Annotated in this window: 12 protein-coding genes and 2 pseudogenes; 10 read left to right on the top strand and 4 right to left on the bottom strand. The window is 49.6% G+C overall.

The window, feature by feature from the left end; genetic code table 11:
• Nucleotides 1–38: 38 nt before the first annotated feature.
• From QWV57_RS12010 to QWV57_RS12000, 3 genes and pseudogenes are all read right to left on the bottom strand, one after another.
• Nucleotides 39–437 (bottom strand): hypothetical protein, encoded by a 399-nt coding sequence (locus QWV57_RS12010; protein WP_020756660.1) that lies wholly within the window; start codon nucleotides 435–437, stop codon nucleotides 39–41.
• The gene (locus QWV57_RS12005; protein ID WP_020756661.1) at nucleotides 424–1,050 is read right to left on the bottom strand and encodes a P-loop NTPase family protein; all 627 of its coding nucleotides are present in this window, start codon (nucleotides 1,048–1,050) and stop codon (nucleotides 424–426) included. Before QWV57_RS12005 ends, QWV57_RS12010 begins: the two co-directional genes overlap by 14 nt.
• Nucleotides 1,047–2,914 (bottom strand): annotated as a pseudogene (locus QWV57_RS12000) (hypothetical protein). Before QWV57_RS12000 ends, QWV57_RS12005 begins: the two are co-directional and overlap by 4 nt.
• Before the next feature lie 190 nt (nucleotides 2,915–3,104).
• On the opposite strand from QWV57_RS12000, the gene QWV57_RS11995 reads away from it, so the two are divergent.
• From QWV57_RS11995 to QWV57_RS11960, 8 genes and pseudogenes are all read left to right on the top strand, one after another.
• Nucleotides 3,105–3,197 carry a hypothetical protein gene (locus QWV57_RS11995; protein WP_021322083.1) on the top strand — a complete coding sequence of 31 codons (93 nt, stop codon included), beginning with the start codon at nucleotides 3,105–3,107 and terminating at the stop codon, nucleotides 3,195–3,197.
• Nucleotides 3,198–3,417: 220 nt separating this feature from the next.
• Nucleotides 3,418–5,073 (top strand): annotated as a pseudogene (locus QWV57_RS11990) (IS1634 family transposase).
• 470 nt (nucleotides 5,074–5,543) lie between these two features.
• Nucleotides 5,544–5,951: an AbrB/MazE/SpoVT family DNA-binding domain-containing protein gene (locus QWV57_RS11985; RefSeq protein WP_020756390.1), complete on the top strand. Its 408-nt coding sequence runs from the start codon at nucleotides 5,544–5,546 to the stop codon at nucleotides 5,949–5,951.
• Nucleotides 5,938–6,279 carry a type II toxin-antitoxin system RelE/ParE family toxin gene (locus QWV57_RS11980; protein WP_050572321.1) on the top strand — a complete coding sequence of 114 codons (342 nt, stop codon included), beginning with the start codon at nucleotides 5,938–5,940 and terminating at the stop codon, nucleotides 6,277–6,279. The genes QWV57_RS11985 and QWV57_RS11980 overlap by 14 nt, the downstream gene beginning before the upstream one ends.
• Before the next feature lie 42 nt (nucleotides 6,280–6,321).
• Nucleotides 6,322–6,777 (top strand): HI0074 family nucleotidyltransferase substrate-binding subunit, encoded by a 456-nt coding sequence (locus tag QWV57_RS11975; protein ID WP_033006466.1) that lies wholly within the window; start codon nucleotides 6,322–6,324, stop codon nucleotides 6,775–6,777.
• Nucleotides 6,758–7,045 carry a type VII toxin-antitoxin system MntA family adenylyltransferase antitoxin gene (gene mntA, locus QWV57_RS11970; protein WP_081132527.1) on the top strand — a complete coding sequence of 96 codons (288 nt, stop codon included), beginning with the start codon at nucleotides 6,758–6,760 and terminating at the stop codon, nucleotides 7,043–7,045. The genes QWV57_RS11975 and mntA overlap by 20 nt, the downstream gene beginning before the upstream one ends.
• A gap of 169 nt (nucleotides 7,046–7,214) precedes the next feature.
• On the top strand, nucleotides 7,215–8,189 hold the full coding sequence (locus QWV57_RS11965) for an aromatic acid exporter family protein (protein WP_129447089.1): 975 nt from the start codon (nucleotides 7,215–7,217) through the stop codon (nucleotides 8,187–8,189).
• A 68-nt stretch (nucleotides 8,190–8,257) separates the two neighbouring features.
• Nucleotides 8,258–8,764 carry a L,D-transpeptidase gene (locus tag QWV57_RS11960; protein WP_033005760.1) on the top strand — a complete coding sequence of 169 codons (507 nt, stop codon included), beginning with the start codon at nucleotides 8,258–8,260 and terminating at the stop codon, nucleotides 8,762–8,764.
• A 47-nt stretch (nucleotides 8,765–8,811) separates the two neighbouring features.
• On the opposite strand, the gene prli42 is transcribed toward QWV57_RS11960, so the two are convergent.
• Entirely contained in the window at nucleotides 8,812–8,904 is a 93-nt protein-coding gene (gene prli42, locus QWV57_RS11955) for a stressosome-associated protein Prli42 (RefSeq protein ID WP_020755294.1), read from the bottom strand.
• A gap of 208 nt (nucleotides 8,905–9,112) precedes the next feature.
• On the opposite strand from prli42, the gene mce reads away from it, so the two are divergent.
• On the top strand, nucleotides 9,113–9,535 hold the full coding sequence (gene mce, locus QWV57_RS11950) for a methylmalonyl-CoA epimerase (protein WP_033005773.1): 423 nt from the start codon (nucleotides 9,113–9,115) through the stop codon (nucleotides 9,533–9,535).
• Complete coding sequence (locus QWV57_RS11945) at nucleotides 9,532–11,082, top strand: acyl-CoA carboxylase subunit beta (protein WP_011231831.1); 1,551 nt, start codon at nucleotides 9,532–9,534, stop codon at nucleotides 11,080–11,082. Before mce ends, QWV57_RS11945 begins: the two co-directional genes overlap by 4 nt.
• The last annotated feature ends 34 nt before the right edge of the window (nucleotides 11,083–11,116 follow it).

Here is an 11,116-nt window from a genome sequence, read left to right as displayed (position 1 = left end):
TTGACATTCGCTTGCTTGTTGCAATGAAGCGTGTCAATTTAATTCACGGTCACTTTTGCTTCGCCATAAATAGATGTCGCGTTGGCTTGTGTGTATGCTTCAGCATAGTAGAAAGACCCGTTTTCAGCTGTAAAAGATTTTTTTACTGTTTGTGATGGATAGGCTATTGCCGAAGCAACTGTTGAATCAGGCCACCAGCTGATTTGTTTTTTGGCATACCCTTGTACATAAAATGCTGGACCTGATGAAGAGACGGCCAATGTTCCAGAAGCCCCAGTAGCTTTCACTGGTGTTCCTGTGGCAGAACTAGCCCCCGGTGAAATATGCGCAATGGAAGTGCCGGCGGCATAAACAGATCCAGCAATGCTGAGAACCAACACTAAAATGAATAGTGGTAGCCCCTTAGCTTTCGTTTTACGTGCCTTATTGACAACCATCCTTCTCACCTCCTTTCAAGGGTAGTAATTTGGTAGAATCAAGTTGATAAATGGGTTTAGGAAGCATTGTGAATATTTTTTCTATTCGATTTGTAAAGATGAGATAATGTGCATTCGAAAAATCATCTTTTAAGAAATAATAAAACTGTTCTAAGTCTTCGAAGTCAAAGTGTTTCGTCGGCTGATCGAAAATGAAAACGGTGCGATTTAGCGACTGTCCAAGAGAAACAAGATAAATCAGCCGTTGAAACATCGTCAATGAATCGATGGATGCATGGGAAGGAAGGCGATATTTTTTCCATAGTGCCGATTGCTGAAAAGGACGATTCAGCCATATCGAAATATCTTGCAAACGATAGTTTCTCCACAGTTGGTGGTAGTTCTCAGGAATCACGAAAAATACGCTTTTATTCGTTTTTCCTCTTGCTTCCTGTTCATCGAAATGGATTTCCCCTTCATCGATAGGATGAAAGCCGGCAAGCGCTTTGGCGACAATATCTGTGCGAATGTGATTTTTGGCTAGAATGATGGATTGGGAAGGAAGATTGACGGAACAATGATGCAAAATCAGTTGGCGACGGTGCTTGAGGGTCACATTTTTCAATTCCATCATTTGTCTCCTTTCCCACTTTCTTGCGCTAGTTGAATCAATATGTTTTCTTTTTCTTTTATGGATAGTGCCATGTAGTGCTCCCACGTTGTTGAGTCGATGGAGGATTTTTCCGCTATCCTGTTTCCATATCCGATAGATGGAATATGTAGTTTTTCCATTAAATATAAGCCGGCAAAGAGACTGATCTGTTCGTTTTCGAACAATCGGTATGGGATGAAAAACGCAGCCAACTCCTGAATATGTTTGGTTGCCGGGATGCCATTGACGTCCAAGAACGGATCAACATAAAACGTGTAGGTTCCGTCAGCCACCGTGCTGTCGTAGAGCGAAAGGTTTGTGGTGTTGATGCTTTTTGGGATGATTGAGACGCTCTTGACTTCTTTTGTGCAATAATCTGTATTTGCAAGATTCGGAAACAAGTGGCATAGCTCATTGCGGATGGAAACGAGTTGATGCTTCAATTCCATATAATTTCTTGTTGTGGTGAGAAATGGTTTATAAACAAGGAAACGAGTATGTTGCACTTGAATTTGTTTGTAAGGACCGTTGATCACGGAGAGACAAGGGAGATGGTCCCCATGCCAACGGTACTTTTCCTTTCCGACAATCATGTTGACTCGTGTGCATGTTTTCGTTTCTACATTGGAGTGAAGCGTTCCGGATGAGTTGATATCGTAAAGCGTTGAATCCATGGACTGCGGATACCAGTTGGCTTCAAATGGCAACAACGTGACGCCCGATGTCAACGGATAAAAGGTTGAGCCGAACGTATGTCGATAATAGATCGTCATGGATGGGGCACCGTTGGTCTGCACCTGAACAACGTTTCCTTGTTGTTGAAAGGGCAAACGCTTCCCTCCGCCTTGGATGTGATCGATTTGAAATTGCTCGTTGATCGAAAAACGAACGGTGCGTTCGTTCGGATGCAGAGAGAGTGTGGCTTTGATCGGATACGTGGATTTCGGATTCACCTCGATCTCCTTGATTTTCCAATATCCATGCAACGGGATGTTCTTGGGCTGAGCCTGATGTTTAATTTGTTGATAGAGTTTGGCGTCGTTTGCCAACAGAATGTCATCCAACTGGAATTTTGATTGTGCATGTTGAAGGAAAAATGTTACGAAAATAACGAGAGTCACACAGCCGCAAGCCCCGCGAAGGATCGCCGCATGCTTCGAAAAACGCCATAAACGGCGATGGAAGAAAGAATATACGCCAATTTGATCAGCACGCGTTCTTTTTGGAAGGTTAGGCTGAATAACGGGTCAATGTAAGGCCAACGATGGTTTCCCCACAAGGAGAAGGATGGATTGCGATATTCCAAAGAAAACAGCACGATGATCCACAAAACAAACACACCAACGAGCAACATCGCTTTTTTCGAAGAATGATAGGCGTAAACAGCGCCTGTGGACAATCCGATCATCCACGCCCATAGAAATGGGAGAAGAAAATGAATCAAATACAACGGAAACAGAAAAGTGAAAAGATCCCAACCCGCTGAATAGTTGATCACCACCGCACCGGCGATGATCCCGGCCAAGGCCAGTTGCCAAGCGAAAAAACAAACAAACACGATCAAAGCTTGGCAGAAGGCGATCGTTTGCGGGTTTGGCATGATGTCATTCATCGCGATCCAGTGAATCGGCGTCGAAGTGAACAACGATACATGCAAGCGGAAGCTGAAGAACAGCCAGACCGCCATTCCAATCGGAACCAAGTATTTCGTATATAAAATCCATTCCGCTGGATTAATCGTATGGGGATTGAGGCAAACAAAGATCAAAACCCCAGAAAATACGAATATGAAACTAGCTTCCGCTTTTAAGCGGGACGCCATTCTTGAAATGAACACCCATTTCATATGGAACGCCCTCTCTAATCATGAATTTGAAATGTTTGTAAAATTCAATGGCATTATAAAAAAAAAAAAAAGAAGATGTCAACCTTTTACATGGAAATTCACAGTATATTCACAAATAATAGGAAAATTGTATTGTCATGATGACGATTTTTGGCCAATTTTGCGTCTTTCGGTGTAGGGAGTGTTCATTGTGCGACGTGCTTTTTTCGACGCGCTGAACGAAGCGATCCGGCGGGAAATTGAGCGCGACGGGAAGACGATTTATGAGAAATCTCCGTCGTGAGCCTAGGCGGCCTGCCCCGCATGAGCGGGCGGCCGTTTTTTTTGTGTCCGGCGGCTGTAGGACGGGCGCGCTGTCCGTTTTTCAGTTGCATCGAAAGCGCTGTTATCGGTACAATGGAACTCACATTTCGCACCCTCCCGACAAAAATCGGGAGGATTTTTTTTCGCCTTGCGTCGAATGAATCTTTGAAACACAAGGAAAGCGAAGGAGTTTTCACACCATGGGAATTCCAATCGATGCGGTCTATGAAGGTTCCTATTTGAATATAATAAGTGCCATATTCAAGAAGCTTGGCCTCCTCCAGTTGATTGACCGTCTCGTTCCGGTCGATCCTCAATGCCAAACCCGAACGAGCGATGCCGTTTAGGCCATCGTCTACAATCTTTGACGGCTGGCAAGCGCTCGTTCACTTGGAACGATGGGCGCATGAGATCGACTTGCCCAAGCTGATCCGTCTTGGACTTCACCCCTCTTGGTTCAATGACGACGCTTTGGCGCGCCATCTGGATCGCCTGTATGAGGCCGACATCCATCACGTCACGTCGGCTTGTCTCGTGCAGATCTACAAGAAGGAGACCTCCCTCTTTAGGTGTTTCATGCCGATACGACCGATAAGACGGTATATGGTGCGTACGAAACGAACTCGACCGAAGGCTTGCAAATCACCTATGGCTACAATCGGCATCATTATTGGCAAAAACAGATGGGATTCGGGTTGGTCGGCAATCAAGACGGCCTTCCGTTTTACGGAGATGTGCACGACGGCCATCTGCCCGATAAGACATGGAATCCTTCCGTGTTGGCACGGATGAAAGAATAGTTTGAACGCGCGGGAATCGAAGACGAATGGATTTACGTGGCCGATTCGGCCGCCATGACGCGCGGCACCTTGGCGCAAACGAAAGCCGCCAACGCCTTTTTGATCACGCGCGGCCCGGCTTCGCTTCGGATCGGCAAAACGGCGCTGGACCAAGCCGATGCCGAGGACACGCCGTGGAGCGATCCGTTCGTCTTGGCAGAGAAAAACGGCGCCGCGTATCGAGTGTGGGAAACCGCCTCGACGTATGAAGGCCATCCGGTTCGGCTGATCGTCGTTGAATCCAGCGCGCTGGACCAACGAAAAGGGAAGAAACTTGAAAACAAACGGAAAAAAGAAGCAGAGCTTCTTTCACAAGAACAAGCCCAATGGGAGAGCCGCCTGTTTTCCTGCCGGGAAGACGCCGAACAAGCGCTGGCGTCTCTCAAGGCTTCCCTTCGCCCTCGGTTCCATCGCGTCGAGGCGTCCGTTGACGAGGTCATTCGCCCGAAAAAACGGCGCGGACGGCCGAAAAAAGGGGCGGAACCGGAGGTGGAAACGCGGTTCGCCCTTCGCCTGAACGCGGCATTCGACCAAGAGGCGTGGGAGCGGGCGAGACGGAAAGCGTTCCGTTTTGTCTTGGTCACGACCGTTCCGGAGGAATGGAAGGGCCAACCGATGGACGCGAAAGAGATCTTGAAGCTGTATAAAGGCCACATCTCGGTGGAAATGAACTTTGCCTTTTTGAAAGACCTGTTCTTTACGGATGAAATCTATGTAAAAAAACCGGAACGGGTCGCGGTGCTGGGGTATTTGTTTTTGTTGGCGTTGGCCATTTATCGCGTCTTCCAGCGCCGGGTGCGCCAATTCATTACTCCGGAGCAGCCTCTAAAGGGCGCAGGAGGACGCAAACTGACCCGGCCGACGGGGCAAGCGATCTTTCAGTTGTTTCAGTATGTCAAAGTGGTGCTTCTCAAGCAGCCAGACGGGCAAATCCAACGTGCGTTAAGCCAACCGCTCACGTACGAGCAGCGAAGGATTCTGCAAGGGTTGGGGTTGGACGAGAGCATTTACGTCTAATGGGATAAAGAACGACCAGCGATGGTAAAAAAAGGATTGCCATCGCTCGTTGTGTTGGTTCAAAAGTTATTCTAAAAAAACAAATAAAAAATCCTTTCGTTCTACTTAGTAGGGGTGCGAAATGTGAGTTCCAATGTCAAATGAATCCTTGAAATACAAGGAAAGTGAAGGAATTTCCACACCATGGACGTTCGAATTCGTATCATTTATGAAAGTTCCTATTTGAAATAATAATCGCTATCTTTGAAAACCTTGGCCTCCATCAATTGAGCGTCGTTTTGTTCAGGAATTCTCCGCTTTGTTCCACTAGGATGTTAGTGTTTGCATCAATCTATTCCTCTTCCGCAAACATTGAACACTTCTCCTCCCTACGGTATGGGAAAATCATTGTGTTTGTTTCCCCACCATGCTATGATCATTAGTAAAGAAACCAAGAAATTTGGTTATTTTTTTGGAAGGAGGGGAATAATATGGTACCATCAGATTCGATGACAAAGGAGAAGGTATCGATGGACAATATCCCTAACCGTAAGAAAAACCTTGTGAAACGAATTGCCGTATCGAGCAAAAAACAAATTACGATCCCAAAGGATTTTTATGAGCAATTAGGAATTGGAAACGAGGTGTTAATTGAGTTAGCGGATAATAAGTTAATTATTCATCCTATTCATGAGGATCATTTTGACTTTTCCGATCTGATTTTAAAAGACTTGATCGAAGAAGGATATACAGGCGAAGAACTATACAAAGAATTTGTATACCGTAAATCGCAAATTGCCCCTGCATTCAACGCGATGATTTCTGAGGAAAGACCGAAGGCAAAAACGTATACCGCGGATACGTTAGAGGAGTTATTTGGTGAAGATGATGAACCATAATCGACTGCAATTGCTTCCGAAAGCAGAAAAAGCCATTAAAAAATTGACAAAAAAGGATGCAGCTCTGAAGCAGCGTTTGATCGAAGCCTTGCGGCAGATTCTTACCGATCCCGCCGAAGCAGGGGAAGCGAAAACTGGTGATTTGGCAGGAATTTACGGTTATGACATTTATCATCGAGGCATCAATTATGAGATTGCTTATTTGATCGACCAAGATGACAGCGGACATGTTGTGGTGGTGGTGGTTTTGGTGGGGACGCGTGAAAATTTTTACGAAGAGCTGAAGCGTTATATGAAGACGAATCAAGCGCCATTTTCGAAGCCATAGATGCAGATCCATTTAGGACAATGGGCAAAGGAGAACGATGGCATGGATGAACGAGAATCGATTGTATTATCGTACCAGCGCGCGTTTCGATTGTTGCTTCATTTGAAGAATGTCATTGCCGCGTCGAAGCAAGTGTCGGCAGAAGATGAACTGCTGAAGGAAGTATATCGTGATTCGATCGTGAAAAAGTATGAAATTTTGGAAGACCAGCTCTGGAAGCTGTTGTCGCGAATTTTCAAAGCGTCCGGTCTGGAATTGAACAACCCGCGGGCATGTTACCGCCAGGCGTTTAAGGAAGGGTGGATTCAGAATATTGATGTATGGAACGATATATTGCACTCGCGAAACGCTGCAGCCCATGTATATAACGAGGAAGACTATGAACAGATTAAAAACCGAATTGTATCACAATATGTCCATGAAATTGAAGCACTGCTCAAATACATCAAAAAAGAAGTGATCGATCGTGACCTATGGAATGAGCCCGACCGTGTTTGAACGGTTGATGGCGTATTTCGCGGGCGAAGAAGATATACAAAAAGTCATTTTGTTCGGCTCGCGGGCGCGCGGCACGGCCCGCTACAACTCGGACATCGACTTGTGCGTGGACTACACCGGCAAACAAAAGTGGAAAATCAAAGAGGATCTTGACGAGATTGTCGGCATTTACTCATGTGATGTGCTCTTTTTCGACGCGCTGAACGAAGCGATCCGGCGGGAAATCGAGCGCGACGGGAAGACGATTTATGAGAAATCTCCGTCGTGAGCGTAGGCGGCTTGCCCTGCATGAGCGGACAGCCGCCTTTTTTGTCCTTTTGCGCCTGTTGGGACAGATCGGCTTCGGAGCGGAGGCCAGGATTGTCCGTTTTTTCTTGCACCGAAAGCGCCGCCATCGGTACAATGAAGTCGGCAACCATTGGCAAAGGAGACTCGCGATGAAAATCGGCTATCGGACATTGAAAACGGCGGTGGGGGCGGCGCTGGCGATTGCCATCGCTCAGCTGATCGGTCTTCATAACTTCGCTTCCGCTGGCATTATCGTCATTTTATGCGTCCAAGTGACGAAAAAGCGGTCGCTTGAGACCGCCCGGGCTCGTTTTGCGGCGTGCGTCGTCGCCATTGGGTTTGCGGCGTTGTTTTTTACCGTCTTCGGCTATCATCCGTGGACGATCGGGCTGTTGCTGCTGCTGTTCATTCCAGTGACCGTCAGGCTGAAGGTGAACGAGGGCATTGCCACAAGCTCGGTCATTATTTTGCATTTGTATGCGGCCGGGGACATCACGTGGGGATTGGTCGCCAATGAGATCTTGCTCGTGGCGGTTGGCATTGGGGTAGCGCTGCTGATGAACATGTACATGCCGAGCGCCGAGAAGGAGCTCAAAGAGTACCAGCGCATTGTCGAAGATTTGTTTCGCATTATTTTAAAAGAAATCGTCCGCTACTTGCGCACAAATGAGCTTGATTGGGATGGAAAAGAGCTGCCGCTTGCGGCGGAGACGCTCGACAAAGCGAAAAAACTCGCCATGCGCCACGCCGACAATCAATTATGGCGGAATGAGGATGAATATGTCCGCTACTTCCGCATGCGTGAGCGGCAGTTGGAAATCATCGAGCATATGCTTCCGCTTGTGACATCGCTCGTCTACACGGTCGAGCAGCGGATGATGGTCGCCGATTTTATCGACGAATTAAGCGACGCCATTCATCCGGGAAATACGGCGGACCGCTTTTTGCGGCGCCTTGCCGAGATGCGCGAACAGTTTAAAGCGATGCCGCTGCCAAAGACGCGCGAGCAGTTTGAAGAGCGGGCGGCGTTGTTTCATTTGGTGCGCGAATTGGAGCGATATTTAATCATCAAAAGCGAATTCCATCCCGGAAACGAACGAAAACCGCAGCGGCTGAAGGCATGATGCAGGGCATATGTCCATCCGTTTTGGCGCACACTATAGCCAAACATTCAAGCAAAGGATGGACGGATATGCGGGTATGGTTGGCCATTTGTCTCGTGCTCACCGCCGTGTTGGGAGCGCCTTTCCAGACAGCGGCGGAGGCGAAGCCGCTTGTCATTGTGAACAAAGCGATCAATAAGCTCGCGCTCGTCCGCGACGGCCGCATCGAAGCCGTTTATCCGGTGGCGACCGGGGTCAATGCCGATTTGACGCCGGAGGGGATGTTTACGGTGACGGTGAAGGCGAAACACCCGTATTATCGGAAAAAGAACATTCCAGGCGGGGCGCCGAACAATCCGCTCGGCGCAAGGTGGATCGGCTTTAACGCGCGCGGGACGGACGGGCGCATCTACGGCATTCACGGCACGAACAACCCGGCGTCGATCGGCCGGTATGTGTCGCAAGGTTGTGTGCGCATGCACAACCGCGATGTCGAGCATTTGTATGAACGGGTGCCGATTGGCGCCAACGTGCTCATTCTCCGCAGCAACGAATCGTTTTACGCCATTGCTAAGCGGTATGGTGCGGTGCGCTAAAAAACGCAAGCTCCTCAGCGGGAAGCTTGCGTTTTTTATGCCTGCGGTTAAAACCACATGCTGATGCCGGCGAGGAGCGTCGTCAGCAGCATGCAAATGAGCATTACATACACGATGAATTTTTGCGTTTTCCGCGACAACGGTCCGTCCTCCTTCCGTCCGCTGTTCTACGTTTATTGTACCGGCAAGCAGCGGAGCGGACAAGGAAAAATGCCCGATGCGAAGCGAACCGATCCAAAGCTCGACCGTGGCGCGTACAAAGAAAAACAAAAAAAGCAGGATTTTTTGTCGAAACGGCGAATGATAAAATGTTGGCCTCATCATTTTGCGGCAAAGGGGATGCAGACGATGGAAGTGAAAAAAGTCGACCATATCGGCATTGCCGTCCGTTCGATTGAGAAAGCGCTTCCGTTTTATACGGATGTGCTCGGCCTGCCGTTTCTTGGCATCGAGGAAGTCGAGTCGGAACAGGTGAAAGTGGCGTTTTTGCAGGCGGGAGAGGCGAAAATTGAACTTCTTGAGCCGCTGTCGCCAGAGAGCGCGGTGGCGACATTTATCGAGAAGCGCGGCGAAGGGATTCATCATGTGGCGCTTGGGGTGGAAGACATCACCGAGCGCATCCGCGAGCTGAAGGAGCACGGCATCCGTATGATTCAAGATGCGCCGAAACGCGGCGCCGGCGGGGCATGGGTCGCGTTCATGCACCCGAAATCGACCGGCGGCGTGTTGTATGAGCTTTGTGAACGGACGAAAACGGAGGGACACCAATGAGCGACATGTACGACAAAATCAACGAACTGTATGACCGCCGACGTGAGATTGAACTGGGCGGGGGCGATGAGAAAATTGAACAGCAGCACGCGAAAGGGAAGCTGACGGCGCGAGAGCGGATTGATTTGCTTTTGGACGAAGGGACGTTTGTCGAGCTCAATCCGTTCATCGAGCACCGCTGCACCGATTTTGGCCTCGGGGAAAAGAAGGGGCCGGGTGACGGGGTGGTGACCGGCTACGGGAAGATCAACGGCCGCACCGTGTTTGTGTTTTCGCAAGATTTCACCGTCTTCGGCGGGGCGCTTGGGGAAATGCACGCGAAAAAAATTGCGAACATCATGGATTTAGCGGCGAAAACCGGGGCGCCGGTCATCGGTTTGAACGATTCGGGCGGCGCCCGCATTCAAGAAGGGGTCTTGTCGCTTGACGGGTACGGACACATTTTTTACCGCAACGCCATTTATTCCGGCGTCATCCCGCAAATTTCCGTCATTATGGGGCCGTGCGCCGGCGGGGCCGTCTATTCGCCGGCCATCACCGATTTTGTGTTCATGGTCGAAAAAACGAGCCAAATGTTCATCACCGGTCCGAAAGTGATTGAAGCGGTGACCGGGGAGAAAATCAGCGCTGAAGATTTAGGCGGCGCCCGCGTGCACAACACGATCAGCGGCAACGCCCACTTTGCGGCAGCGAATGAAGAGGAGGCGCTCGCTGAAGTGCGGCGGCTCTTGGGCTATTTGCCGTCCAACAACAACGAAAAGCCGCCGTTTGGCCCGATTCCGGATGGGGATGACTACCGCCCCGATTTGGCCGATGTCGTGCCGATTGACGCCGTCCGCCCGTACGATGTGCGCCACGTCATCGCCCAAGTCGTCGATGACGGGTCGTTTTTTGAGGTGCAAAAAGATTTCGCGAAAAACATCGTGATCGGCTTTGCCCGCATTAAAGGCGAAGTGGTCGGGCTTGTGTGCAACCAGCCGAAGTTTATGGCCGGCGGGCTGGACATCGACTCGTCCGATAAGGCGGCGCGGTTTATCCGCTTTTGCGATTCGTTCAACATCCCGATCATTACGTTTGAGGACGTCACCGGCTTTTTCCCAGGCGTCAAGCAGGAGCACGGCGGCATCATCCGCCATGGGGCGAAAATTTTGTACGCTTACTCGGAAGCGACCGTGCCGAAAATCACCGTCATTTTGCGGAAAGCGTACGGCGGCGCCTATGTCGCCTTAAACAGCAAATCGATCGGCGCCGATGTCGTTTATGCGTGGCCGAACGCCGAAGTGGCCGTCATGGGGCCGCAAGGGGCGGCGAACATCATTTTCGCGGGCGAAATTGAAAAAAGTCCGAACCCGGAAGAAACGAGGGCGCAAAAAATTGCCGAATACCGCGAGAAATTCGCCAATCCGTACGTCGCCGCGAAATACGGCATGATCGATGACGTCATTGACCCGCGCGACACGAGAATCAAGCTCATTCAGGCGCTCGAGATGCTTCGAAACAAGCACGAGGAGCGGCCGAAGAAAAAACATGGCAACATTCCGCTGTAAACGATGGAAGGCGTCCGGCAAGCAACGGGAGCCT

The sequence above is a fragment of the Geobacillus zalihae genome, assembly GCF_030414215.1.
GTDB classification, from domain to species: domain Bacteria; phylum Bacillota; class Bacilli; order Bacillales; family Anoxybacillaceae; genus Geobacillus; species Geobacillus zalihae.
The sequence above is the reverse complement of the archived record's forward strand: the minus strand, read 5'-3'. Positions and strand labels throughout refer to the sequence as shown.